The 24,701-nt window shown below is 59.1% G+C and carries 25 protein-coding genes and 1 tRNA gene; 8 read left to right on the top strand and 18 right to left on the bottom strand.

The features are described from left to right. The 6 genes from C501_RS12120 to cysS all read right to left on the bottom strand — a co-directional run. Positions 1–2,558 (bottom strand): SdrD B-like domain-containing protein (locus C501_RS12120; protein WP_156807571.1); only part of this gene is annotated, 2,558 nt, incomplete at its 3' end. Positions 2,559–2,929: 371 nt separating this feature from the next. Further along, entirely contained in the window at positions 2,930–3,967 is a 1,038-nt protein-coding gene (locus C501_RS0101650) for a LacI family DNA-binding transcriptional regulator (protein ID WP_018133893.1), read from the bottom strand. A 309-nt stretch (positions 3,968–4,276) separates the two neighbouring features. After that, positions 4,277–4,597, bottom strand: a complete 321-nt coding sequence (locus C501_RS13485; protein ID WP_018133894.1) for a barstar family protein — start codon at positions 4,595–4,597, stop codon at positions 4,277–4,279. Further along, entirely contained in the window at positions 4,594–5,103 is a 510-nt protein-coding gene (locus C501_RS0101660; RefSeq protein ID WP_018133895.1) for a guanyl-specific ribonuclease, read from the bottom strand. The genes C501_RS13485 and C501_RS0101660 overlap by 4 nt, the downstream gene beginning before the upstream one ends. 145 nt (positions 5,104–5,248) lie before the next feature. After that, on the bottom strand, positions 5,249–6,226 hold the full coding sequence (rlmB, locus tag C501_RS0101665; RefSeq protein ID WP_026174495.1) for a 23S rRNA (guanosine(2251)-2'-O)-methyltransferase RlmB: 978 nt from the start codon (positions 6,224–6,226) through the stop codon (positions 5,249–5,251). A gap of 2 nt (positions 6,227–6,228) precedes the next feature. Further along, positions 6,229–7,644, bottom strand: coding sequence for a cysteine--tRNA ligase (cysS, locus tag C501_RS0101670; protein WP_018133897.1), 1,416 nt, complete (start codon positions 7,642–7,644; stop codon positions 6,229–6,231). A 180-nt stretch (positions 7,645–7,824) separates the two neighbouring features. On the opposite strand from cysS, the gene C501_RS0101675 reads away from it, so the two are divergent. Further along, positions 7,825–9,480, top strand: a complete 1,656-nt coding sequence (locus C501_RS0101675) for a beta-1,3-glucanase family protein (RefSeq protein ID WP_026174496.1) — start codon at positions 7,825–7,827, stop codon at positions 9,478–9,480. Between the two features lie 25 nt (positions 9,481–9,505). Here C501_RS0101675 and ispF read toward each other — a convergent pair whose 3' ends face one another. The 3 genes from ispF to C501_RS0101690 are packed head-to-tail and all read right to left on the bottom strand — an operon-like array spanning position 9,506 to position 11,339. Next, positions 9,506–10,006 (bottom strand): 2-C-methyl-D-erythritol 2,4-cyclodiphosphate synthase, encoded by a 501-nt coding sequence (ispF, locus tag C501_RS0101680; RefSeq protein ID WP_026174497.1) that lies wholly within the window; start codon positions 10,004–10,006, stop codon positions 9,506–9,508. After that, positions 10,006–10,827 (bottom strand): 2-C-methyl-D-erythritol 4-phosphate cytidylyltransferase, encoded by an 822-nt coding sequence (ispD, locus tag C501_RS0101685; protein ID WP_018133900.1) that lies wholly within the window; start codon positions 10,825–10,827, stop codon positions 10,006–10,008. The genes ispF and ispD overlap by 1 nt, the downstream gene beginning before the upstream one ends. 29 nt (positions 10,828–10,856) lie before the next feature. Further along, positions 10,857–11,339 carry a CarD family transcriptional regulator gene (locus C501_RS0101690; protein WP_018133901.1) on the bottom strand — a complete coding sequence of 161 codons (483 nt, stop codon included), beginning with the start codon at positions 11,337–11,339 and terminating at the stop codon, positions 10,857–10,859. Between the two features lie 253 nt (positions 11,340–11,592). On the opposite strand from C501_RS0101690, the gene C501_RS0101695 reads away from it, so the two are divergent. After that, positions 11,593–12,171: a hypothetical protein gene (locus C501_RS0101695; protein WP_156807572.1), complete on the top strand. Its 579-nt coding sequence runs from the start codon at positions 11,593–11,595 to the stop codon at positions 12,169–12,171. Positions 12,172–12,232: 61 nt separating this feature from the next. Here the strand turns inward: C501_RS0101695 and C501_RS0101700 are convergent, their stop codons facing one another. Continuing rightward, a complete protein-coding gene (locus tag C501_RS0101700; protein WP_018133903.1) occupies positions 12,233–12,913 on the bottom strand; it encodes a response regulator transcription factor in 681 nt (226 codons plus the stop codon). A 40-nt stretch (positions 12,914–12,953) separates the two neighbouring features. Then, positions 12,954–14,159 carry a sensor histidine kinase gene (locus C501_RS0101705; protein WP_018133904.1) on the bottom strand — a complete coding sequence of 402 codons (1,206 nt, stop codon included), beginning with the start codon at positions 14,157–14,159 and terminating at the stop codon, positions 12,954–12,956. A gap of 241 nt (positions 14,160–14,400) precedes the next feature. On the opposite strand from C501_RS0101705, the gene phoU reads away from it, so the two are divergent. Further along, positions 14,401–15,060 (top strand): phosphate signaling complex protein PhoU, encoded by a 660-nt coding sequence (gene phoU / locus C501_RS0101710; RefSeq protein WP_018133905.1) that lies wholly within the window; start codon positions 14,401–14,403, stop codon positions 15,058–15,060. 97 nt (positions 15,061–15,157) lie between these two features. On the opposite strand, the gene C501_RS0101715 is transcribed toward phoU, so the two are convergent. Continuing rightward, positions 15,158–15,904, bottom strand: coding sequence for a phosphoglyceromutase (locus tag C501_RS0101715; RefSeq protein WP_018133906.1), 747 nt, complete (start codon positions 15,902–15,904; stop codon positions 15,158–15,160). A gap of 87 nt (positions 15,905–15,991) precedes the next feature. On the opposite strand from C501_RS0101715, the gene C501_RS0101720 reads away from it, so the two are divergent. After that, the gene (locus C501_RS0101720) at positions 15,992–16,840 is read left to right on the top strand and encodes a class I SAM-dependent methyltransferase (protein ID WP_018133907.1); all 849 of its coding nucleotides are present in this window, start codon (positions 15,992–15,994) and stop codon (positions 16,838–16,840) included. Here C501_RS0101720 and C501_RS13825 read toward each other — a convergent pair. The 3 genes from C501_RS13825 to C501_RS14165 form a co-directional block, all read right to left on the bottom strand. Further along, positions 16,825–17,160, bottom strand: coding sequence for a DUF2516 family protein (locus C501_RS13825; RefSeq protein ID WP_083906502.1), 336 nt, complete (start codon positions 17,158–17,160; stop codon positions 16,825–16,827). The genes C501_RS0101720 and C501_RS13825 overlap by 16 nt on opposite strands. A 134-nt stretch (positions 17,161–17,294) precedes the next feature. Continuing rightward, entirely contained in the window at positions 17,295–17,657 is a 363-nt protein-coding gene (locus tag C501_RS14160; protein WP_156807573.1) for a DUF6355 family natural product biosynthesis protein, read from the bottom strand. Between the two features lie 65 nt (positions 17,658–17,722). Beyond that, the gene (locus C501_RS14165) at positions 17,723–18,064 is read right to left on the bottom strand and encodes a DUF6355 family natural product biosynthesis protein (protein ID WP_156807574.1); all 342 of its coding nucleotides are present in this window, start codon (positions 18,062–18,064) and stop codon (positions 17,723–17,725) included. Between the two features lie 481 nt (positions 18,065–18,545). On the opposite strand from C501_RS14165, the gene tmk reads away from it, so the two are divergent. The 3 genes from tmk (at position 18,546) to C501_RS0101735 (ending at position 22,034) form a co-directional block, all read left to right on the top strand. Continuing rightward, positions 18,546–19,250: a dTMP kinase gene (tmk, locus tag C501_RS0101725; protein ID WP_018133908.1), complete on the top strand. Its 705-nt coding sequence runs from the start codon at positions 18,546–18,548 to the stop codon at positions 19,248–19,250. After that, a complete protein-coding gene (locus tag C501_RS0101730; protein WP_018133909.1) occupies positions 19,247–20,410 on the top strand; it encodes a DNA polymerase III subunit delta' in 1,164 nt (387 codons plus the stop codon). The genes tmk and C501_RS0101730 overlap by 4 nt, the downstream gene beginning before the upstream one ends. Before the next feature lie 82 nt (positions 20,411–20,492). Then, positions 20,493–22,034 (top strand): alpha/beta hydrolase, encoded by a 1,542-nt coding sequence (locus tag C501_RS0101735; RefSeq protein WP_018133910.1) that lies wholly within the window; start codon positions 20,493–20,495, stop codon positions 22,032–22,034. Between the two features lie 52 nt (positions 22,035–22,086). On the opposite strand, the gene C501_RS0101740 is transcribed toward C501_RS0101735, so the two are convergent. After that, complete coding sequence (locus tag C501_RS0101740; RefSeq protein WP_018133911.1) at positions 22,087–22,821, bottom strand: HAD-IA family hydrolase; 735 nt, start codon at positions 22,819–22,821, stop codon at positions 22,087–22,089. Positions 22,822–22,996: 175 nt separating this feature from the next. Between C501_RS0101740 and C501_RS0101745 the strand changes: the two genes are divergently transcribed. After that, positions 22,997–23,072 (top strand) — tRNA-Thr (locus C501_RS0101745). A gap of 63 nt (positions 23,073–23,135) precedes the next feature. Here the strand turns inward: C501_RS0101745 and C501_RS0101750 are convergent. Next, complete coding sequence (locus C501_RS0101750; RefSeq protein ID WP_018133912.1) at positions 23,136–24,419, bottom strand: alpha/beta fold hydrolase; 1,284 nt, start codon at positions 24,417–24,419, stop codon at positions 23,136–23,138. Then, a partial coding sequence (locus C501_RS14505; protein WP_211206321.1) for a hypothetical protein occupies positions 24,419–24,701 on the bottom strand: 283 nt, incomplete at its 5' end. The genes C501_RS0101750 and C501_RS14505, both read right to left, overlap by 1 nt.

Here is a 24,701-nt window from a genome sequence, read left to right on the forward strand (position 1 = left end):
ATCTCCAACGCACCAGACCACGACAACGTCGAACCATCCAACGAAGCCGCCGGAACACCAGAAACCTGGGAACCATCAGCATTGAACACCCTGGCAACCACGTCATTGTTATACGCAGCCTTATCCAGAACCTTCGACATATCATCAGTGATCTTCACCGGATCAAGCACCGTACGACCAGTATTCTTACCCGTCACCGTGTACGTGATCTTGTCTCCACCACGCACCGAAGTACCCGGCGCAGGATCAGAAGTCTTCGTATGCTCATACCCCGGAGTCTCGATTTCTACTAGACCAGCATCAATCGTATGGTCAACAAAACCAGAGCCTCCAACAGTTACAGGAGCGCGCCCATTCGCAGGGTTGGCATTGGAATCAATAGCTCGATTTGTGCCAACTTCGGCTTGAGTAAATTGTATATCGCTCCATTGCAGGCCCGGCTTTCCTACAAGATCTAGCTGCCCTTCGCTGGGTTTAACGAATTCAACAGTGTAGTCCCCGCCGCCCGGAAGGAGCTTGCCGCCTAAATCGGAATCCGTCGAAGAGAAGTAGTACTCGCCGTTAGCATCAGTAGTCCGGCTGCCGATAACGGCACCGTCTTTGATCAAGTTCACGACAAGACCCGGAACTGAAGGCTCTCCCGGAGTCTGAATGCCATCAGCGTTCGAGTCGAACCAGACCCGATTACCGATCTGAACCGGTGCAGGCGATGTGATTGCGCTCAGATCACCGAGACCGTTGCCCTTGCCGAAACTGTCACGAGTCGTATTAGCAAGCTTGGCTGCACGGTCACCACCACGACTGCCCTGACGGTATTCACCCGTCCCATCTCGGAGAGAAAGATACTGAACACCCGCGGTCCAAGCCTCATTAGTCGGGTCAATGCTGTTGGTAACAACGTTGTTGTCCCCGAGCAGCGAAAGCACGCTTCCCTGAGAAGGTTCCTGATGAAGATTACCATAGACAGACTGGCCAACAAAGAACTTCACCACACCAGAACGGAGTTGGCCGTTATACGACGGCACTACGTTATCGGGGCAGCCGTTGGTTCCCTCCCAGGAGAAGCTGCCGTCTGAGTTCTTGCATGCCATATTGACGCCGCCACCGACAACGGTGCTAATGGTTGGCCCGCCACCGGTCGGAGTAGGGGGAAATGCCCTGAATCCGAGCTGATCACCTAGTCGATCACGGAAACCGAGGATCATCGAGCCCTCTTGGTTGAACTCGATATCAGCCAGTTCAGGCATCGGCCTTGTCAATCCACCAGCAGAACTGGCGTAGTTCTGGGACCTCAGGGTTGAATCATCGATCCAGGGGTTCCACCACTCAGCAATATTAGGATTCGCGCCCAACATCGATGCACCCTTCTGGTAATCGAGTGATTTAGTCAGGACTTGCTGAAAGGACTGCCCGTCGAAAGTGTAAACCGCAGCTTTCAGGTCTGAACGATTCTTACTTCCTGATGCATCACATACTCCGCCAACATAAAGCTTGCCGTCACGAACGCCCAAGCCCATAGGGCGCCATTCGCCCCCGACGCAACCCGGATTCGGGATGGCAGTAGTCAGGGAAGGGGCCGAAGCAGTCTCCCTGGTAGCGTCGAACGCCACCAGTGACTTGGTATTCATGTTGACGGTGTAGAGCGTTTTACCGTCCTCGCTGAGTTCCACATCACCAAGGCTTTCTTTGCCAGGGGCTTCAAAGAACGAAGCATCCCGTGCGTAAGGGTAAGCACCAGAATCAGTTCCGGTGTGCTCGGTGGTACCCGCATCCGGCACTGTCGCAAAAACTCGAGTCCCAGAGCCATCGGCCGGCCCGTCAAGCGGAGAGACGTAAATAGCGCCGGGGCCACCTACACCATAGGGGGTATGGCGCTTGGCGATAGCCCCGGAGAATACACGTTTGGCTGTTGCATCATACGCGGTGCCGTACAGAGACCCAGTGATCTCCTGGGGGGCAAGCGCCTTAAGATTATTGACCTGGTTACCACGGGCATCTTTGTCGAACATCACTAGAGAACGTTTTTCAGTGGCGCCAGGGAACGGGTTCCGCTGGAACGGAATAACCAAGTTCTGTGCCTGAGAATAATCGTTCGGATTCCACACAGCCGTCCTGATCTCAGCGGCTTTACCACCACGCAGGTCGACGAAATTCACGAAGGAGCTGTAGTCACCGCCAGGTTTTGCCGGCGCAGGAACCAGATAGTTAAGGCTCGCCGGAACAGAGACTTCAACTCGATATTGGCCGCCGGAAAGCTGAGCCGAAGGATCGAGCACGAACCTTCCTTGCGCATCAGTTCTCCCCGATACAGCACCACCTGAAGCATCAGTAACCTGTACATCAATTCCCGGTTGCGGCAGATCCGCTTGCGGGTCGTAACTAGGATTCCCAGTCGTAGTGCGATTGACGTATAAAGTCAACGCGCCATCATCTGACGCAGCCTGAGCAGGGGCAACGCCAAAAGTCACCGGAATGATGAGTGAAGCCGCAGTGAAAACTACGGCTGTGAGTGTGGCGATCACCGCCTTACCCAACCATGCGAAACGGTCAATGAGCATTTAATATATCCCCCAGTTCCAATCGTGTGCGAAAACGTATGGCTCTAACCGGTCCAGAGCGCAAAACGCTTCTTACCGCTGAGATCCGATCATCAAAGTTGTTAACGTAAACTTGTTATCGATAACATTCTGAAGTTAAAGATAACATGGGGTTAGATGCACAGGAAATTTTGAGGTTGTGTTCTAGCTCATGCCTAGAGAGGCGGGGTGCATCCCCAGCCATCCTAGGAAGGCCTCGCGCACCAAGAGCGGGAAGGTTCCGTGGCGAATAAAGAGGTACGTGAGCCCTTCGCTAAAACCCGCAGCACCAGAAGACTTAGTTAAACCCTGCATCAGCGATCCGTCTTGGTCAAGCCAGAGGGCTTCCTATATTACTGAAGAGCAACAGAATAAAAGTTGTTCCTATTTTCTTTACCAGTGCGGTTCAAGGTAGAAGGCATAACAACGCGTCTCGGAAGCAATTCCGGCTGAGCAATCCGGCTGAGCATAAGGTCACAACTTATCTGACCCATCTTTACGGCATCATAAGACACGAGTCCGCAGGAGGGTGCCAGTAAATCACTCAGATCAAGATCGTCAAAACCATTGACAGCTAATGCTGATTTTTGCTCACTTGCCGCTCGCAATGCGCCAATCGTTAGAAGATTGCTTTCTGCGAATATGGCAGTCGGCGGATCTTCTAGGGAGAGAAGAGCCTCCGTTGAAACACGAGCATCTTCAATACTCATATTGTCAGCCCGGATCAAATTCGCATCAAACTCGATACCAGCTTCTGTTAGCGCTCGACGATAACCCGCCATACGCCGGTTTGCCGTGGTCAAAGAATCATCCTTGCCGAGTCTCGCTATTCTCCGATGGCCTTGCTGAATTAAATCATTCACGGCAAGCTCTGCACCAGCCACATCATCAAGTGTAACTTCGTCAAAATTGCCGAAACTTGCAGGCCTCGCAGCCGAAACAACTGGAATTTCCCCCCGGGATTCCAAATCTTTCAGAAAAGCACCATCTCCGGAAGGAACAATAATCAACCCATCAATACGCCAAGAGAAAAGTTTGTTTACGGCAATTTTTTCCCATTCCACATTGTCTCCGGACTGAGCTAACATCATTCGATAACCGTGCTCTTGCAAGGCCGTGTCAATGCCATATGCGAGTTTGGCAAAAATCTGATTGGCAACCTGGGGAACAACCACCCCGATGAGCTTGGACTGTACGCCTTGCTTCAATGCTCTAGCGAGAGCGTTGTGCCGGTAACCCAGCTGCTTTGCAGCGGCAAGCACCTTGGACAGAGTTTCTTCCGACAGAAGTTCGGGTTTGGAAAAAGCGCGCGAAGCAGTCATAGCGGTCGTACCAGCCAACGCGGCCACGTCCTTTAACGTCGCGGCCTTCCAGTTCGCCCCCAAGGTCACCCTTCAATCTTCATATCAAAAATTGCCCCAAACAGAAATCTTTCAATTTCAAATTAAATTTTTTATTCTGCTTCTGCAAGCAGATACAATCTGTATGGAAATGGCCATAGGTCTCGAAGGTAGCGTTTACGTAATATTTGTATAACTTTCGCATAACGTAGGGTGTGTTGGAAGACGGCCCCCTAGCGGTCACCCCCTGCACCAACTAGTCTCTCCGCTGGTACGTCCGTGGCCCGATCTGGAGCATGCTGCCTTCAACCGCGGAGTCCGCAAATGTATAAGTTCCCGAAAGATCAGATAATTGTGAAGCTAACCCAGGGGTGCAGTTCGTTGATCTTGCAAAATGAACTTCAGAAGCGCTCCGGAGGATTCCTGCGGCGAAGCGAGCGCCGCCTGGTTCAAAATCTCGACTATTACAGGGTAAGAAGGAGTCTGCTGAAAGCTACCGCTCACTTGCCAGATAACCGTCGTAGGAACGCTGCGAGAACTCGCGAAATCAGCCAAGCACTCGGCGAACGCATCCAAGTTCCCGCCAAAATATTCGGGAAAATTTAATGTGGCAGAAAAAGCTTCTAAGACTTCTTTCTGTGTGCCACCGGAAGCCACGTAGTACATGTCCTGGAAGATCACCGGCCCTCCTGAATGAAAAAGAAACTGGAGTAATGATCAGATGTATAGTACTTCTCTCCGCTCTGACCAGCAACAATTCGCCTGGCGCCACGATTCGATGCGCCAGGAGTAATCACGGTGTACTCCCGGTAATAACCACTCTGCCGCTTAGGTAAAAGACCTTCGAAGTTTCCGAAATTAATTCCGTCCCGGTCGTAAGGAAACGGGCCATCTTGAGCAATCAGAGTCAATGTCTTCCAAGCCTCTTCAGGGAGCTCTGATGCCTTAACTTCGGGAAGCCTAGAAGGATTCCGCACGTCACTGGGCTGAGCGGAGGATGAGGCAGCGCCGCTTGCTTGCAAGCTACTGGCACTCGTCGTATCCGTACTACTGGACTCGCCATCACCGAGCCCTAGCCCCGTCATCAACAAAACGGACCCGAAAAGCACAAGCACCGCAAGCGCCCCGGCGATGATGATCGCCAGTCGTTTCTTTTGAGCTATCGACGTCTCTATCTGGTTCGTCATCCTGGGCGCCTTCCCACAGCACCATACTGCCAGATGAATGAGGCTATTGATAACGCCTTGATGAACAAAATAAGTTAGAGATTGCGTTTGATATATCCGTACCCAAAAGCCGTCGTGACCTGCGTAAGAAGTCCTTCTATTTTTATTACTTTGCGCGTCTTGTCTCAGACCGCTGGCGCGAGATCTCGTAGAGAGTGATGCCGACAGCCATGGAAGCGTTGAGCGACTCCATATCCGAGTTGATGGGGATGGAGACGATAGCGTCGCAGTTCTGCCGGACCAGCCGAGATAAGCCCTTGCCCTCTGATCCGACCACGAGGCACAGCGGCTCCGTAGCCATGCTCAGCCCGGGGAGCGGAAGATCCCCGTCGGCGTCCAGGCCGAGCACGAAATAGCCCAGCTCTTTGAGCTCTTCGAGAGTGCGGTTGAGGTTGCCGGCCCTGGCCACGGGGACGCGCACTGCCGCACCGGCACTGGTCTTCCAGGCCGAGGCGGTCATGCCGACGCTCCGCCGTTCCGGCACGATCACACCCTGAGCGGCAAAAGCTGAAGCGCTGCGGATGATCGCGCCGAGATTGCGCGGATCGGTGATCCCGTCCAGGGCCACCAGGAGCGGAGCGTTGCTGATATGCCCCTTGGCGTGCGCCTGGATGGTCTGCTCCGCCAGATCGAGCGCATCAGCGTAGTCATAGGGCGGAATCTGCAGGACCAAGCCCTGGTGGACCGCACCGTCGGTGAGACGATCGAGCTCAGGCTTCTGGGTCTCCAATAAGGGAATGCCGCGCTCTGCCCCGAGTTTCAGTGCTTCTTTGACCCGATCGTCCATTTCGATGCGCACGGCGACATGCAGCACCTTCGCCGGAATATGGGCTCGCAGCGCCTCGACCACGGAGTTACGGCCGGTCACCATCTCCTCGCTGGCACGCCGACCTGAGCTGCGGCGATTCGTGCCTTGCTTCTGGGCGGAGCGGGAAGCCAGCTCCTTGGAGCGGTAAGCCTTATGGTACGGACGGTCCTCGGCTCTAGGGGTAGGGCCCTTACCTTCGAGCGCCTTCCGGCCGTGCCCGCCGGTACCCTTCGTCGGGCCCTTTTTACCTCGTGAGGCCCGTGGGTGTCCTGCCATGCTCAGCCTTCCTTCATATTCCATCGGGCACCTTCGGGGGTGTCCTCGATCTCGATTCCTGCCGCGGTTAACTCATTCCGGATGGCATCCGAGCGTGCCCAATCCTTCTCCATGCGAGCAGTAGCACGCTCGTCAAGCCTGGCTTGAACAAGAACGTCCAGCACGCGGGAAAGATCCCCGCCCTGGTCGGCTCCCCCAGGAGATTCGCTCAGCCCCAGGGCATCCAACATCCCCAGGACGACAATGAAGGTACGTTCCGCATCTTCTAGTTCGTTCGCCGCCAGCGCTGAATTGCCCGCGCGTACCGTCTCGTGCAGAGAAGCGAGCGCGCGTGGAATATTGAGATCGTCGTCCATGGCCGCTACGAAGGCCTCAGGAAGATCTGCAAGTCCATGCTCAGTGGTACTCGATCGCTTAGAGACCCTAGCGACCTTGCTGATGAACCCGTCGATCCTCACCAGAGCACTCACAGCCTCTTGCAGCGCCTCCGGGCTGAAGTCCAGCACGGAGCGGTAATGCGCCTGGCCCAGGTAGTAGCGCACCGCACGCGGGGAAGCCTGCGCGAAGAGCTCCTTGGGGCCCACCACATTGCCGATGGATTTGGACATCTTCTCGCCCTGGTAGCTCACCAGGCCATTGTGCATCCAGAAGTTCGCGAAATCCCTGCCCGCGGCCTGGGACTGCGCCATCTCGTTCTCATGGTGCGGAAAACGCAGGTCCAGGCCACCACCATGGATATCGAAGGCATCCCCGAGGTACTTCCCCGCCATCGCGGAGCATTCCAGGTGCCAGCCCGGCCGGCCACGCCCCCACGGAGAATCCCAGGCGGCGCTCTCCGGATCTCCCTGCTTATGACCTTTCCAGAGCGCGAAGTCGCGCGGATCCCGTTTGCCGCGGGGGTCAGCGTCGGTAGCGGCTTGCATCTGGTCGATGCCCTGCCGGGTCAGCGAGCCGTAGCCCGGCCAGGAGCGGACGTCGAAGTAGACATCCCCGGAGGCATCCTGGGCCGGGTAGGCGTGGCCTTTTTCGATCAGCTCCGCGATGAGCGCGTGCATCTCCGGGATATGCCCCGTGGCCCGCGGCTCGTAGTCCGGGCGGCCGACGCCAAGCTTGTCGTAGGCCTCGTTGAACTTGACCTCGTATTCGTAGGCGCGCGCCCACCACTGCTGCCCTGCATCAGCGGCCTTCGCCAAGATCTTGTCGTCGATATCAGTGACATTGCGTACCACCGTGGTCTGATAACCCTTGAAGCGCAGCCAGCGGGAAAGCTGATCGAAGACGATCGCCGAACGCAGGTGCCCGATATGCGGATCGCTCTGCACCGTGGCACCGCAGTAGTACAAAGAAACCTGCCCCTCACGGAGCGGCACGAAGTCCCGCACCTCGGCTGTGGCGGAGTCATAAAAGCGCAGAGTCACGGAATCTAGGCTACATGGGCACCCCCTAAAAAGAGCGTAGTCCGCGATCCGCAACCCCTTAAGGGTTTTCCCGATCTTCCACAGCGAGCACTTCCCTGGCTAGCGTGACGGTACCGGCACCGTAGCCAACGATGCAATCACCGGCAGGTGCTCTCACCCCCTAAGAATCGAGGAGCAAAGATGCCCCGAATAAATCCCCCCGCCCAGGGCCGCCGGCCTTGGGCTCGTATTATCGGCCTGTTGCTGAGTCCGGCCATCGCCTTGAGCGCAGGGCTGAGCGTCCTTGCCGCACCCGCGGCGAGCGCGGCAACCCCGGCGACGATCCCGCTGACGATCACGAACTCATCGGACCGCAGCGGCCCGGTCTATATCTACAACCTCGGCACCGATCTCGCCTCGGGCAAGATGGGCTGGGCCGATGCCAATGGCACCTTCCGGGCGTGGCCGAATGCGGGGACCACTCCGCAACCGGCTCCGGATACCTCGATCGCCGGACCTCAACCAGGCGGGTCGATGACGATCCGGGTGCCGAAATTCTCCGGCCGGATCTACTTCTCCTACGGTCAGAAGCTGAATTTCCAGGTGGTGCTGGACGGCAAGCTCGTTCAGTCTGCGGTCCAGAACGACAGCGACCCGAATCGCAATGTGATGTTCAACTGGAGCGAATACACCTATAACGATGCCGGAATCTGGCTCAATAGCACCCAGGTGGATATGTTCTCCGCGCCGTATCAAGTAGGCGTTCGTGGCGGGAACGGGCAGCTCGTGAGCACCGGGCGGCTGGTTCCCGATGGCTACCGTGCCGTGCTGGACGGCCTGCGCAGTGCGGGTTGGGGGAACACCATCCAGACCGCTCCCGATGGTTCGGTGCTGCGCGCTGTGGCCCCGGCGCACGCGATTTCTACTGGCCGGCTCGATAGCAATGCGCTCTCGGACTACATCAACCGGGTCTGGCAGAAGTACAGCAGCAGCACGCTGACCGTGGTACCTTACGGCGATCAGCCGAACCGCAAGTTCTTCGGTACCGTACAGAACGGGCGGATGGTCTTCCGGGACGGGCAGAACAGAGAGATCGTCTCATACAACAAGCCCTCCAGCTCCAGCGTTTTCGCCTGTGATGGCGACCTGCCCGCGCCCAATGATGATCGCGGTGCGATTTCACGCACCCTCTGCGCGGGTCTGAACCGCAGTACCTTGTTGACTTCGCAGACTCATCCGAGCACGGACCCGGCCGGCTTCTACAACGATCCCGTGACCAACCGCTATGCGAAGCTGATCCACCAGAATATGGTGGACGGCAAGGCGTACGCTTTCGCTTTCGATGATGTCGCAGCCCAGGAATCCCTGGTTCATGACTCTGCTCCGCAAGCCGCGTATCTGGTCCTGGACCCGTTCAAAGGAGCAGCGCCGCCGCTGGGCGGCACGGATAACGGCACTTCGCTGCGGCAGGGCAAGGGGCCGGCGCGCATCGGTTCCGGTGCGCAGTGCCTGGATGTGCCCTGGGGCAGTAACGCCGATGGCACACAAGTCCAGATCGCCAACTGCAATAATCAGGCCGCTCAGCAGTGGACCCGCACTGCTGCCGGGCAGATGCAGGCGCTGGGCAAGTGCCTGGATGTCCGGGCCAGCGGTACGGCGAATGCCACCCCGGTGCAACTGTATTCCTGCAATGGGACAGCGGCTCAGACCCAGAGTTATGACCGGCAGAGCGGCGCCCTGCGCAATCCGCAATCGGGGCGCTATCTTGATGCTGCTGGAGGCGTTCCGTTACGAGACGGTCAGCAGCTTCAGCTCTGGGACTGCAATGGCACGGCAGGGCAGCGCTGGACGTTCTGAACCGCGGTGAATCAGCTCGGCTGAGTCAGGGGCGATCGTCAACTGTCACTGGGTAGACCAGGGCGGTGGCGATCGCCCCTGCACCTCCACCGCGACCGGTGAAGCCGAGCCCGTCCGTCGTCGTTGCCGAAACCGTAACCGGTGCCCCGGCGGCCCGGCTCAGGACTGCCTCTGCTTCGGCGCGGCGCGGCGCGAACTTCGGCCGCTGCGCCACAAGCTGCACGGCGATGTTGCCGATCTCGAAACCTGCTTCCCGGATGATCCTCGCCGCTTCAGCCAGCAGCGTCGTCCCGGCGGCACCGGCGTATTCCGGGCGGTCCGTGCCGAAGTGCTGGCCGAGGTCTCCCAGGCCCGCTGCTGAGAACAAGGCGTCAGCGGCGGCGTGCGCTACCGGATCGCCATCGGAATGGCCGCTCAGGCCGGTTTCACCGGGCCAGTGCAGGCCGCCGAGCCACAGCTCGCTGGCATCCTCCGGCGCGGCATAAGCATGCACATCCACACCGATACCGGTACGCGGCAGCATCATCATTTCGCTACTTCCTGCTTATCATGAGCTTCTGCATGCTGTGCGGCACCGCCCTGGGGCGTCGACAGTCCGACGAGCAGGGCTTCTGCAAGAGTGAGGTCATCCGGGGTGGTGATCTTCAGGCTGAGTTCGGAGCCAGGCACCAGGTAGACCGGAAAACCGAGGCTCTCGACGAGCATTGCATCATCGGTGATCGCCGCCGCCTGGGCAGCGGGGAGCGCTTGCCCTGCGGTATGCGCTTGGCGCAACGTGTGCAGATCGAACCCCTGAGGTGTCTGCACCCGTCTGAGCTGATCGCGAGCAACAGTGCCCGTCACCTGTTCCAGTCGCCCGAGCTCCGCCGAAGCGGCATCCCCAGGATCCGTTGGCTGGGCTATTTTGATCGTATCGGGGACGGGAAGCGCGGGGATCACCGCGTGGGCTCCAGCGCGCAGTGCAGCATGGACTCGCTGGAAGACCCCTGCTGGAGTGAGCGGGCGGGCGGCATCGTGAATCAATACCGTGCTGATCCCGCTGCCCAAGGCGGCAAGCGCATTGCCCACCGATTCGGTACGGCTTGCACCGCCCTCCGTGAAGATGACCGGCAGAACAGAAGATGCCTTCTCGTGCTGCTGAGCTGTCTGCTGGGTCTGAATCGATCGGCACAGCTCCGCCAGGGATTCTTCGCCCGGTGGAAGAACCACGCAGATCTGCTCCGCGATATCCGCAGCCATAACAGCCCTCAGGGCATGAGCGAGTATCGGTTCACCAGCGATGAGCACTGATGCTTTAGGGATACCGTGGCCTAAGCGTTCACCGCGACCGGCAGCGACGAGCACCACCGCGGTCGCTGAGCGCTGAGCACCTGATTTCAGGACGCGAGAACCTCGTCGAGAACCGTAGCAGCTTTCTCTTCATCGGTCTTCTCAGCAAGAGCCAGTTCTGAGATCAGGATCTGCCGCGCTTTCGCGAGCATCCGCTTCTCACCGGCGGAAAGACCGCGATCATGGTCGCGGCGCCAGAGGTCCCGGACCACTTCGGCGACTTTGATTACATCGCCGGAGGCGAGTTTCTCAAGATTAGCCTTGTAACGACGCGACCAGTTGGTGGGCTCTTCGGTGAACTCGGCGCGGAGCACATCGAAAACGTGCTCGAGGCCTTCTTTGCCCACGACATCGCGCACACCTACCAGGTCGACATTGTCTGCCGGCACCTCGATGGTCAAGTCTCCTTGGGCCACCTTGAGTTTGAGATACATCTTCTCTTCACCCTTGATCGTGCGCATCTTGATCTCTTCGATCTTTGCAGCACCGTGGTGCGGGTAAACTACAGTGTCGCCGACCTCAAATACCATGTTGTATTCTCCCTTTCCCGCAAACCAGTTTATCACGGAATGGCCACGGCGGAACAGGGATCGGCGGCTATCACTACCCCATCGCCGCAGGTCACAGCCTGGCGAGAAGCTGTTTTTCTGTCTGTTTTCGGACAGTTTTCGGACTGTGCATACACTGCTTTGCACGATGGAGTCGAGTCGGCGGAGATTTGCAGATACTCTAAAGAACAACAAAAGGTTTTGCACAGCATTATTTGAGCCGAGGAGAGGCTACGTGAGATCTACTGCGAACGGTCCAGGCAAGCCGGCCAGGAACAGCGGCGGCAAGCGGTCGCTGAAGGGAAGTCGCCGGCTAGGCGCGGTAGCCATCGTGGGCTTGAGCATGCTGGGACTCACCGGCTGCACCTACATCGCCCCGCAGCAGACCACCCATGTGTATTCGCCCTCGGACGGGATCCGCTTCAACATGGGCGACGTCGAGTTCCGCAACATCCTCGTGATTTCCCGCGATGCCGGCGAAGAAGGCCGGATCCTCGGCGCTGTGTACAACACTTCGGGCCAGGAAGCTCTGGTGACCTTCTCCGGATCCACGGGCGCGAGCACGCAGGTGAGCGTACCGGCCCAGGACTTCGTCCTGTTCAACCAGAGGGGCCCTGAGATGATCCTCGGCACCGTCACCCAGCCTCCCGGCGGGCTGGAACCGATAACGGTCACGACGTCACTGGGTGAAGAGACCACCAAGAAAGTCCCTGTTCTGGACGGCACACTCGAAGAGTACCGGCCGTACGTGCCGACGGAGACAGACTCTTCCCCGGACCCGACTGCCACCGAATCCGCACCGGCAGCCCCGTGAGCTGACCACCTGAGCTTAATGAGAGCCCGGAACTAGTTCTAGTTCCGGGCTCTTTTCGTTTTTAGGGCTCGAATTTATAACCCAGCCCGCGCACCGTCACCAGGTGCCGGGGCGCTGAAGGATCCGGCTCGATCTTGGAGCGCAGCCGTTTCACATGCACATCCAAGGTCTTGGTATCGCCCACATAGTCCGAGCCCCAAACCCGGTCGATGAGCTGACCCCGAGTGAGCACCCTACCGGAGTTGCGCAGCAGCATCTCCAGCAGCTCGAACTCCTTGAGCGGCAGGGAGACCGCCTCCCCGTTGACGCTGACCACATGCCGCTCGATATCCATCCGCACCGGGCCGGCCTGCACCGTCGTGGTCACCAGCTCCTCGGGCTCTCCCTGGCGGCGGAGCACCGCCCGCACCCGGGCCACCAGCTCCCGCGAAGAGTACGGTTTGGTGACGTAGTCATCAGCGCCGAGTTCCAGGCCCACGACCTTATCGATCTCGGAATCCTTGGCCGTGAGCATGATGACCGGCACGGAGGAGCGCGCCCGGATCTGGCGGCAGACTTCGGTTCCTGACTGCCCGGGCAGCTGCAGGTCGAGCAGCACCAGATCGGCACCGGCACGGTCGAATTCAGTAACGGCGTCGATGCCGTTATCCACCACTTCGACCTCGAACCCTTCCTTGCCCAGCAGGTAGGACAAAGGGTCGGAGAATGATTCTTCATCCTCGACGATCAAGATCCTGCTCACGCTTTCACTCCCATCGTCAGCGTCCTGACGGACCACCGGATCATTTCCGTTCCCCGACCTTCTCGCTCTGGCCCACCTGCTGCTCTGCCTGCTGGCCGAGCGGCGTCTGCGCGTCCTCCGACTCGCTCTCCAGCAACGGCAAGCGGATCGTGAACGTTGACCCGCGTCCCGGCTGCGACCATACGGTCACCTCACCGCCATGATTGGCCATCACATGCTTGACGATGCTGAGCCCCAGGCCCGTGCCGCCGGTCTGCCGGGATCGTGCACTGTCCACCCGGTAGAAGCGCTCGAAGATCCGCTCCTGCTCCTCCGGGCCCATGCCATCGCCCTGATCCGAGACCGAGATGCTGACCAGCCCCTGCGCCTGGCGGGCGCCGATCCCCACGGTGGTCCGCTCCGGTGAATAGCGCACCGCATTGTCGATGAGGTTGCGCAGCGCCGTGACGAGCAGATCCGGATCCCCGAAGACCCGCGCCTGGACGGTTCCGCCCACCGCGAGCTCTATGCCCTTCGCCTCGGCCTGGAGCTTGTTCCGATCCACGGCTTCGGCGATCACCGCGTCCAAGTCCACCGGCTTGCCCTGCTGGACCACATCGGTGCCCTGCAGCCGGGAAAGCTCGATGATGTCCTGCACCAGATCCGCCAGACGCGCTGATTCCTTGTGCATGCGCTGCGCGAAGCGCCGTACCGCTTCCTCATCATCGGGAGAGGCCTCGAGCGCTTCGGCCAGCAAGGAGATCGCGCCCACCGGGGTTTTGAGCTCATGCGAGACATTGGCCACGAAATCGTTGCGGATCGCCTCGGTACGGGTGAACTCGGTCCGGTCATCGGCCAGCAGCAGCACGTAGTCCTCCCCCAGCGCCGCCAGCCGGACCTGCACGATGATCGTTCCCTGACCGAGCGGCCCTCGGGAAAGCTCCAGCTGCCGCTCTTCGATCACTCCGTCACGACGGACCTTCGCGGTCAGATCGAGGAGTTCCTGGTGCACCACGGTGTGGCCGCGGACCAGCCCGTAGGCATAGGCTCCCGGGCTCGCCCGGACCACGCCGTCCACGGTATCCACCACGACGAAAGCCCTGCCGATCACAGAAAGCACTTCGGCGGCACCATGGGGCAGACTCGGTTCGTCCTCGACTTCGACGACCTTGCGCTGCCGGTCGCTCAACCGGAAGGCGAAGATGCCGAAAGCACCGACGCATACACCGAGGAGTCCGGAGAGGACTGCGAGCAGCAGGGGGTCCACGCGATCAGTCTAAGCGCTCGGTAGCGATGCTCTTCGCCGTACAGCTGCTTTACCGGATCGGTTCAGCCAACGTTCATCTTCCGGTGCCTGATCGTTCACTACCGGATGAAAAACTACTCAAGACTTGTGCGCGCAGCAGGCCATACCGGGATGATTTTTGATACTGTGCTGGCCAGGCTGCCGCATCAAACCGGTCGAAGCCGGTAGGCCCCTAGGCATCCAAGAGGTGAAAGGACACTTCGTGCGCAAAGTTTTCCAGGCTGAACTCCACCAGGTAGGCGAGGAGCTCATCGAAATCTCTTCTCTGGTCACCGAGGCGATGGAGAAAGCCAATCAGGCTTTTATCGGTGCCGATGTGGAACTGGCCCAAGAAGTGATCGCCGCAGATGCCCGGATCGACTTCCTGCAGAACGATCTGGATGAGCGCGCCATCGACATCCTCGCTCTCCAGGGGCCAGTGGCCTCCGATCTGCGCGTTATCGTCGGCTCGCTGCGCATGAGCGCCTCACTTGAGCGGATGGGCGATCTGGCCCGGCACATCGCCCAGTTGGCGCGGCTGCGTTTCCCGGCCACGGTGATACCGGCATCGCTGACCCCGACCTTCCAGGAGATGGCGGAGCTGGACATCAAACTCTCCCGGGGTGTCACGGCGCTGCTGGAGAGCCGGGATCTAGCCCTGGTCAACCAGATCCAGTCGGCCAACACCCGGATCGATGAGCTGCACCGCGGAGTTTTCGCGGCTATCGCCACTCCGGAGTGGCAGGAGAGCGCGAGCACCACCGCCGATGTCACCCTGGCGAGCCGTTACTTCGAACGCTTCGGCGATCACGGGGTCTCCGTGGCGCGCAAGGTCTCGTACCTGGTCACGGGCCAATGGCAGCCCGAGGCCTACGGCAACTGAAAATCAACACAGCACAAGAGCGGGCCGGTCAGGAATTTCTTCCTGACCGGCCCGCTCTTCGCGTAGGCGGCTCACACCGCGAAAGAAGCCTGCAGGGCTAGTGCTTGCCCTGGTTCGCCACCGCCTGAATCGCCTCTTCAGCAGCCTGCGGGTCCAGGTAGCGCCCGCCCGGGGTGATCGGGGAGAACGAGTCATCGAGCTCGTAGACCAGCGGAATCCCGGTGGGAATATTGAGCTTGGCGATGTCCTCATCGGAGATCCCGTCGAGTTTCTTCACCAGGGCGCGCAGCGAATTGCCGTGCGCAGCCAGCAGAACGGTCTTGCCGCTCCGCAGATCCTCGGTGATCTCGGAATCCCAATAGGGCAGCATCCGCTCCTGAACATCTTTGAGGCATTCCGTGCGCGGCACAGCATCGCCGAGGTCCGCGTACCGGGGGTCTCCGACCTGGGAAAACTCCGAATCGTCGGCGAGCGGGGGCGGCGGAACATCGAAGGAACGCCGCCAGATCATGAACTGATCCTCACCGAACTCTTCGAGCGTCTGCGCTTTGTCCTTGCCCTGCAGGGCACCGTAATGACGCTCATCGAGCCGCCAGGACCGCTTGACGTCGATCCAACCGCGATCCGCCTCGGCCAGGGCGAGATTAGCGGTATCGATAGCCCGCTTCTGCCGTGAGGTGTGGACGATATCGGGGAGAATGCCGTTCTTCGCGAGCAGCTGCCCGCCGCGTGCGGCCTCGGCCCGGCCCTTTTCGGTTAGGCCGACATCCACCCATCCGGTGAACAGATTCTTCTCATTCCATTCGCTCTGGCCATGGCGTAACAAGATCAGGGTGTAAGTCATGTCTCCAGTCTAGGGGCAGCCCCGCTATGGCCGGGCTGAGAAAAGCCGGAGCGGCGGCAGATGACGATAGGACGATAGATTGGGGGCGTGGTGGAACGGGCGAAGCGGATGGCGGGCTCCGCCCCGGGCAAGCCGCTCGGGAACATCACCAGGGGCACCACCGCACCTAACCGATTGCGTCGGGTGGATCGCTGGCTCACCGGGACTCAGACCTGGCGGCTGCGCCAGGCGGCAGCCGAAGGGAGCCGACCGCTTATCGTCGATCTCGGCTTCGGCGCGAACCCGACCACCGCGGTTGAGCTCTATCAGCGGCTGAGCGCGGCCCAGCCGGGAATCGAACTGGTCGGCATCGAGATCGACCCGGTGCGAGTGGCCCAGGCCCGGCAGATCCTGGCTTCAGGGGATGAGCACCCTGGCCTGAGTTTCCGGCAGGGCGGTTTCGAGATCCCAACGGAACACGAACCCACGATCGTCCGGGCCTTCAATGTGCTGCAGCAGTACGAAGCCGTGGATGTGCCCGGAATCTGGGCTCTGGTGACCTCCAGACTCGCTCCCGGCGGGCTGTTCGTCGATGGCACCTGCGATGAGATAGGCCGGCACGCGAGCTGGATCGCGCTATCCTCCGAGGGCCCGGAGACACTCAGCCTCTCGCTGCGTCTGGGTAGTTTCAACAGGCCGTCCGAGATCGCCGAAAGGCTTCCCAAAGCGCTGATCCACCGCAATGTTCCCGGGGATCCGGTGCACCGATTGCTGCAGGATCTGGACCGGCACTGGGTCAGCCGGCCCGGTTTGGCTGTTTTCGGTTCGCAGCAGCGCTGGATCGCCGCATGCGAGGCACTGAAAGCTGATGGCTGGCCCGTGCTGGATAGACCGGCGCGATGGCGGCTGGGCGAGCTGACGATCGCCTGGGCTGCGGTTGATCACCAGGGGCCGTAAGGGCCCATAGGCTGGCTGCCGCCATTGCCCCGGACTTGCTGGATCGCCGGGCGGACATCAGCCAGGTAAACACCGGCCACAACGGAACCTGCAACGTTCAATAATAAGGTCAACCCCAGTCCTACATTAAGAAGGAAAAGCGCTCCTACAATAACCGCACCAGCAGTGAGCGCGGACCAGAATCCTTTAGTACGCTTATTCGCCCGAACAAAATCATCAGGACTAGACTTTAGACAGTCAAAAGCCGCCCATGCCTGTATAATTATAGCTGTAGAACCGAAGAGGAAAAGAATCCAAAAGGATAGAATGTTCGAGATCATGTCCTTAATCTTACCAGAAACCAGTGATTAAAATATGAAGCCAATCAAATGACTATGTACAAAGATATACTAAGCTAACTGCTTGAAGTGTTGCATAAGATATTTTCTGAATTTACTCGGATGAGTAAATTCTCTTACGAATGACAGCCTCCGACATAAAAAACATTATTTATAGGGTTAGCTAAAGACATCTGAAAGTTTGTAATCCCTGGGCCGACGCACTCTCTTTTGTTTCCGATTCTATAATCAATTTGAACAGCCACGACTCCAGCGCCACAGTGATTATATCTAGCTACAATTACAGTTGGATCAAAGGGGTCTCGGCCATATCCTTGATACCCACAACCACCGTTAAAGTTTATTTCAGATGAGTTTTTTACTGAAGAATTCTCTAAAAAACTAGGTGCAGCATTTAGAGTCGGGATCGAAAAACCGCCTAAAACAAGCACAAAAACGGGCATCAAACTTAAAATAAATAGCTTATTTAGCTTTCCCAAAACAACTCCCTTGTCGTAATAAAGCTCCCTGTAAACTGGTTCTCGAAATCTCCCCTGAATTAAAATTAATTAGGAATACATCCCCCCAAGTAGAATATATTTGTGATTGGATTTGCGTAAGCCATCGGGAAAATTTTTATTCCGGGAGTAATGCAGAAACGCTCATTTCCAAAAACATAATCTACCTGCACCATAACAGTGCCTGAACCACAGTGATTATAGACACCGCGCGGACCATAGTCTAGGGGTCCTCCAGACATGCGGTTTCCCAGATAGCCACATCCCGCTGCGGCAACTTGTGGTGTTTTACTCTTATTCGCATCAGGAGATTGAGCTAAAGCTGCTCCAGCTGAAGATAAAATTAAACCTACGGAAAGAGCCAGAGATGAGATAACTTTCCATTTCATTAAAAATCACTCCGATTCTCGACTGAGGAACAAAATTAAATAAGCATCAACAAGTGAAATACTTTATGTGACCATCGATGATGCATTTTCACTTCATGCGACTAAAATACGAAAATTTACTAAGGTGTTGAAATATTTGCCTGATGCTTCGTGAATATTGACTCTGGGTTCTAGTGCAATAATAGAAATTATCGTACGCCCGAAGCCCTCGACTTGGATATAACAAATGAGTAACTTTTTATTCACCTGCTGCCTTGTCAGCCCCCCGGCCTATGCCAGGACTGCACCTTGAGGCCCTTACAAGAGTCAGGGTCAGAGCGAACGACTCTAGGCCTACGCTACAAGACCGTTAACATCAGAACCTACGGTTCCTAGCAGTACTTTTACAACGATCCAGACTGCACTGCGCCCCCACTAAACTTTAGATCTTGTGAGTAATAAACTGTGGGCACTTACACAAGCTGTTAAGAACGGGTAGAAATTGACTCAAAAGCAACTGGCTACAGCGCAACGACTCTTACCAGGCTCCGGGCTCTTCATCGCATTCGAAGGCGGCGATGGCGCGGGCAAGTCAACCCAGGCGAAGCTCCTTGCCGAGGTTCTGCAACGCAGCGGCCATGAGGTGGTACTCACCCGGGAGCCCGGCGGAACCCCGGTCGGCGAGCAGTTGCGGGAGCTTGTACTCAGCCACGGTCAGGGCGAGATCGACGCCCGGACGGAAGCGCTGATCTTTGCTGCGGCCCGTGCCGCCCACGTCGCGCAACTGATCCAGCCCGCGCTCAGCCGCGGAGCCATGGTCATCAGCGATCGTTATATCGATTCCTCAGCGGCCTACCAGGGGGCTGGCCGAGGACTGGGCAGCACGGAGATCGAGCAGCTCAACACGTGGGCGACCCAGAAGCTGCGCCCTACGCTGACCGTACTGCTGGACGTGAACCCGGAACAGGCCAGAGCTCGCCGCGCGGGGCAGGTACCGGATCGCATGGAGGCCGAGCCGGAAAGCTTCCACTCCCAGATCCGCTCCGCTTTCCTCGCGCTGGCGGAACAGCGCCCCGCGGAGTATCTGGTGCTCGATGCGCTGCGCCCCGCGGCTGAACTTCACGCCGAAATCCTGCAGCATCCTGTGCTCCAGCGTGCTCTGGACGGGGTTCCCAGCGGAGCCGCGGACCGCGGGAAAACGCCATGACCGCCGCTGGGATCTGGGCGGATATCCGCGGGCAGGAACCAGTAGTGGCGCAATTGCAGCAGGCGGCCCTGGCAACGGTACCGGGGCACGCCTGGCTGATCACGGGCCCGCCGGGTTCCGGGCGTTCCAACGCAGCCCGGGCCTTCGCCGCCGCGCTCAACTGCGAGGAACCGGATCCGGAAGCACGAGGTTGCGGGAGATGCCGCAGCTGCCTGACCATCCTGGCCGGGAACCACCCTGACGTTACTTTCGTGGAGACCGACAAGACCACGATCAGCATTGACGAAGCCCGGGAACTCGTCACGAAAGCCCAAGACCGGCCGGTCAGTGCGCGGTGGCGCGTGATCATCGTCGGAGATGCCGACCGGATGACCGAGCGCACCACCAATGTGCTGCTCAAAGCCATCGAAGAGCCTCCGCCGCGGACCCTCTGGATCCTCTGCGCGCCCAGCCCGGCGGATGTGCTGGTGACTATCCGCTCCCGCTGCTGCGCCGTGGGCTTGCGCGTGCCTCCGGCAGAGGCTGTTGCAGACCTGTTGGTTCAGCGCGACGGGATTGACCCCGTGCTTGCGCTCAGCTCGGCCAGGGCGGCGCAGAGCCATATCGGTGTGGCCCGGCGCTTGGCCCGGGACGAAGCAGCCCGGGAGCGCAGGGATTCCATTGTGCGACTTCCTTTGCGGCTGAACCGGGTGCCGGAGGCGGTCCGGGCCGCAGGGGCGCTCGTGGAACTTGCATCAGCGGAAGCGGCCGCGAGTAACGCCGAGCGGGACGCTGCGGAGAAAGAAGAGCTGCTGCGCACCCTCGGTGCACCGGAACAGGGAACACTGCCTCCCGCGATCCGCAGTCAGCTCAAGCGGCTCGAAGAAGATCAGAAGCGGAGAGCCAAGCGGTCGGTGACCGATGGCCTGGACCGCGCCCTGACCGATCTGCTCTCCTTCTACCGCGACGCCCTGCTGCTGCAGTTCTCCGCCGGGCAGGTCACCGAGCAGCAGCTGGTCAACACGGCGCTGCGCCCGGAACTCGAAGAATTCGCCCGGCAGAGCACCCCGGAAAGAAACCTGGAGCGGCTGGAGACGATCACCGAGATGCGCCGCCGGCTGCTAGGCAGCAACGCCGCCCCGCTCCTGGCGATAGAAGCCATGGCGGTGAGCCTGGTCTGAACGCAGCTCCTGAAGTTTCCGGAACCCGCGCCCAGGGATCACCGGTACCATCGATACTTAGCGTCTATCCCAGGAGCGTTCGATGAGATCTCGACCCGCGCTGCGCCGCAGCCTCAAGGCCTTGGCCCTCACGACTGCCGCGGGGCTCGCCCTGAGCGGCTGCATGGCCAGCAGCCCGGAATCGTCGCAGACGAGCTCCCCGAATCCTGCCGCACAGCAGGCCCCGCCGGAGCTTCAGCGCTTCTATGAGCAGTCCGTGCAATGGGATTCCTGCGAGAGGGATATGCTCTGCACCACCGTGAATGTTCCGGTGGACTACTCCGCCCCGGAAGGCGAGACCATCGATCTGGCCCTCATCAAGCTGCCTGCCGGAGGAAATAGCCAAGGGCCGGTCGTCGTCAACCCCGGCGGCCCCGGCGGTTCCGGGTATGACCTGGTCTCCCAGAACGCGACCCAGCAGTTCTCCCAGGACCTGCGCAATGCCTACGACATCGTCGGCTTCGACCCCCGCGGGGTGAAGCGATCCAGCCCGGTGACCTGCATCAGCGATGAAGAGCGGGACCGGGACCGCCAGAAGGAATTCGACCTGGACACCGACGCGGGGTACGCAGCAGCCCAGGAGGAAGTCCAGAAGTTCGCTGATGCCTGCCAGCAGAACACCGGCCCCGTGCTGGAGTTCACGGATACCAACTCGGCGGCTCGGGATATGGATGTGATCCGGGCCGTTCTGGGTTCGGAGACCCTCGACTATCTGGGCTTCTCCTACGGCACCTTCCTCGGCGCCCGGTACGCCGGCCTCTTCCCCGAACGGGTCGGCAAATTCGTGCTGGACGCCGCGATAGACCCGTCGTTGAGTGTCGAGGATCTGGCGCTGGGCCAGGCTAAGGGCTTCGAAGCTGCCCTGCGCACCTGGACCGAGAACTGCCTGAGCGGTAGCAACTGCCCCGTACGCGGATCCGTGGACGAGGCGATGCAGCAGATCCGCGATCTGAACGAAAGCTACCGCTCCAGCCCCAAAGCAACCAGCGACGGCAGGCTGCTCACAGGCAGCGGCTTCAGTTCGGCGCTGAGCCTGGCCATGTACTCCACGGACCTGTGGCCCGTGCTCCAGCGGGCACTGAGCCAGGCCATCGGCGGTGACCCCAACGGGATGATGACCTTGGCCGATTTCGCTGCGGACCGGGATCCGCAGACCGGGGAGTACAACTCGAACTCGGTGTTCGCTTTCACCGCGATCAACTGCCTCGACTACCCGATGTCCAACGATCAGGCTACTTTGCGGGCCGAATCCCAGCGCCTGCAGGAAGCCTCCCCGACCTTCGGTAAATACCTGGGCTACTCCGGCCTGGCCTGCGGCGCCTGGCCGTATCAGGCCAGCACCGAGCGCGAGCCGATTGCCGCTGAGGGAGCCGCGCCGATCGTCGTCATCGGGACCACCGGGGATCCGGCTACCCCCTACGAATGGTCGGTGGCGCTGCGGGATCAGCTGTCCTCCGGCGTCCTGGTGACCAGGGAAGGTGAAGGGCACACCGCGTACGGCAAAGGGAATCAATGCATTCAGCGGGCCGTCGACAACTACTTCATCGACGGCACCGTGCCGGAGGACAATCTGCGCTGCAGCTGAAGCCCGGGGCCTGAGTGACTTCTCAGATCCGGGCTGATCAGATCCGCACTCCTCAGATCCGCACGAAGGGCGCAACCAGGTCCGGTAGCTGGGCTACGGTGTCCAGGATGTCCGTGGCCCCCACCGAGTAGAGCGCCTGGGCGGAGTGGGCTCCGTTGAGCACACCCGCGACCATAGAAGCACCCGAGCGCAGCCCCGCCTGAATATCCGCTGTCGTGTCCCCGACCACCACGGTCTGCCGGATATCGTCCATGTCCAGGGCCAGCGCCGCGGTGAGGATCATATCCGGGTAGGGCCGGCCGCGGCCCGCGTCCGCAGGGCAGAGGCTGAGATCCGCCAGGCCCATCCAGCCGAGGGATTCCAGCACGATGTTCTGCGTGTGCCGAGCGAAGCCGGTGGTTAGGCAGACCTTCATACCGGCGTCCCGGCACCAGTTGATAGCTTCCTCGGCCCCTGGCACGGGATGCACTCCGCCGGTGGCTACCAGTTCGTCGTAGACCGTTTCGAAGATCGCGTTCGCCTCCCGGGCCCGCGGCAAATCGCCGTCGAACAGATGGGAGAAGACCGTCATTTTGGAAATGCCCATGGTATCCCTGGCATAACCGAGCATCCCGGTGAACCGCTCCGTCTCCGGCGGCACCCCGGCGCGGGCGATCGCTTCGGCGAAAGCCTGCTCCACGAGGCCGTCATCGATCACGGTGGTACCCGTCATATCCAGAACCGCGAGCTTCAGTTCCCGGACCGCGCTGATCCGACCGCCCTTGAGATCTTCGAGAGTCATGATCATCGCTCCTTGGTCAATCTAATGTTGTACCAGCGTGGTGCTGCCGGGGAGCCGTGACATTAATGCGACACATCGTCTCGGTAAACGATGGCGGAATGTTTTGACCGCAGGGGTGGGCTCATCTACAGTTGGTAGCTGTGCCGTATGCACCACTCATCGTGGCCCGCTAGCGGCACAGGCCTCCTTAGCTCAGTCGGTAGAGCGTTTCACTCGTAATGAAAAGGTCACCAGTTCGATTCTGGTAGGAGGCTCCACCGATAGTTGCGGGCCATTCGTTCAACGCATGGCCCGCAACTCACTTAAGTAGCTGATGCGGCTTAGTCGCTTGTTTCCTTCAAATAGTCGATGACTTTCTGCTTGGTAGTCGGATGCTGCTGAGCTCCACCATGCCCCACCTGATCGGACACCACCGAAACCGCTTTTGAACCCAATTGAGTCTTGACGCTTTCCGCCCAGACCTTAGGCGTCGCCGGATCAAAACTATTGCTGAGAAGCAAAGTCGGGTGCATGCTGCGTGATGCCACAGGCGCAGAAGAGCCCGGTACCGGGCCGGGTCCGCCGATGCAGATCGAAGAATAATTACTGGAGTTCGTCGAGTATCGGGTAACCGGAGCCGCTTTCCTGGAAGCAGCGAGATCTGCTCGGCTTTCTTCAATACTGCTAACTGCCATGGGGAAGTCCGAGCAGACAATGGGGTCAGCGTACGCAATGCTGGATGCATCTGGCTCATTGGGGCCGTCGTCTGGTATAGGGTTTCTACCCGAGGCAAGGTCATGAAGACCGGTAGCGGCGAGAATGAACTGATCCGTTCCGGCGCTGACTTCAAAGAACCGCGTAACCATGGGCTCGGACCAGGGCACACCGAAAAGTGTTCCGAAAATCATTCCTTTCTTCGCGTTCTCCCGTGCCATTGCAAACACTTCAGTGATGTCCTGCCCCTGGAGAACGCATTCGGAACTCTGCTGGCACCACTGATCGAACTGACCGTAGATAGTCTCGACCCCTGCAGCAGCAGTCATTACAAATTCACGACGACTCTGGTTCGGGTTCATCACGCCTTCAAGGATCGAACTGCTGACGTTTCCCCCGAACAATCCTAGATAGCGTTGGGCGGTCAAGGTTCCGTAAGAGAATCCGTACAGGCTGATTTTCCCAAGCCCAAGGGCTTTACGGATTGACTCAGCATCTTTGGCATTACTGAAAGCGTCCAGATTGCCTTTCAGATTTTCCGGCTGAGTTCTGCAGGTAGACCAGAATGATCGTTGATTCTCGACAAGTTTATTCATCGCCACAGAATCCGTCGGCGGAATGTACGGGATTTTGAGAATGTCTTCCGTTGAGCACTCCAACGGCCCGCTAAGTCCAGTCCCCCTCAGGTCCGCACCGATCAGATCGTACTCCTGAGTGAATTGCCGGATCGTAGCAAAGCCTTCATCCCCAGAAGCGCCCGGCCCCGAAGGGAAGTTCATGATAGTGCCCCGCTTGGCCGACTGGTCTGCGGCTTTCAGTCGATAGACCTGTAAATTGAACCGGTTCGCACCCTTGCCTTGGGCGGAATAATCAACAGGGACTGAAAGACTTCCGCATTCAGTCCCTGGCATTACATCTTTTTTGCATATCCCCAGGTGATGCTCTGCGCAAGATCTTCTTGAACCACTGCCGAACTTTCAGCGTAAAGACCTGTTCCGACGCCTGCGGATACTACCGAGGATAAAAGCAGAACACCTGAGGTAAATAGGCTCGAACCAAGAGAAAGGGTCTGCCCCGGGTTTGGTTGACATCTGATCTGTGAGGATTCGTCCTCGCTGGAAGGATGTATCTCTTGCCCAAGCCCTATCCGAAAGAGTTCCGTGACGATGTCGTGGCTGTGGCCCGTAAAGCCC

The sequence above is a fragment of the Acaricomes phytoseiuli DSM 14247 genome (assembly GCF_000376245.1).
In the GTDB taxonomy this organism is placed as follows: Bacteria; Actinomycetota; Actinomycetes; order Actinomycetales; family Micrococcaceae; genus Renibacterium; species Renibacterium phytoseiuli.

What these genes read in the sequence shown, in the direction of transcription:
- rlmB (WP_026174495.1), bottom strand. Translation starts at nt 6,226, where the DNA reads ATGGCAGGACACCCACGGGCCTCACGAGGTAAAAAGGGCCCGACGAAG.
- C501_RS0101730 (WP_018133909.1), top strand. Translation starts at nt 19,247, where the DNA reads ATGACCGCCGCTGGGATCTGGGCGGATATCCGCGGGCAGGAACCAGTA.
- ispF (WP_026174497.1), bottom strand. Translation starts at nt 10,006, where the DNA reads ATGATGCTGCCGCGTACCGGTATCGGTGTGGATGTGCATGCTTATGCC.
- C501_RS0101690 (WP_018133901.1), bottom strand. Translation starts at nt 11,339, where the DNA reads ATGGTATTTGAGGTCGGCGACACTGTAGTTTACCCGCACCACGGTGCT.
- C501_RS0101750 (WP_018133912.1), bottom strand. Translation starts at nt 24,419, where the DNA reads ATGCCAGGGACTGAATGCGGAAGTCTTTCAGTCCCTGTTGATTATTCC.
- C501_RS0101660 (WP_018133895.1), bottom strand. Translation starts at nt 5,103, where the DNA reads ATGACGAACCAGATAGAGACGTCGATAGCTCAAAAGAAACGACTGGCG.
- C501_RS0101675 (WP_026174496.1), top strand. Translation starts at nt 7,825, where the DNA reads ATGCCCCGAATAAATCCCCCCGCCCAGGGCCGCCGGCCTTGGGCTCGT.
- C501_RS0101715 (WP_018133906.1), bottom strand. Translation starts at nt 15,904, where the DNA reads ATGACTTACACCCTGATCTTGTTACGCCATGGCCAGAGCGAATGGAAT.
- C501_RS0101740 (WP_018133911.1), bottom strand. Translation starts at nt 22,821, where the DNA reads ATGATCATGACTCTCGAAGATCTCAAGGGCGGTCGGATCAGCGCGGTC.
- C501_RS13825 (WP_083906502.1), bottom strand. Translation starts at nt 17,160, where the DNA reads ATGATCTCGAACATTCTATCCTTTTGGATTCTTTTCCTCTTCGGTTCT.
- C501_RS14165 (WP_156807574.1), bottom strand. Translation starts at nt 18,064, where the DNA reads ATGAAATGGAAAGTTATCTCATCTCTGGCTCTTTCCGTAGGTTTAATT.
- C501_RS0101735 (WP_018133910.1), top strand. Translation starts at nt 20,493, where the DNA reads ATGAGATCTCGACCCGCGCTGCGCCGCAGCCTCAAGGCCTTGGCCCTC.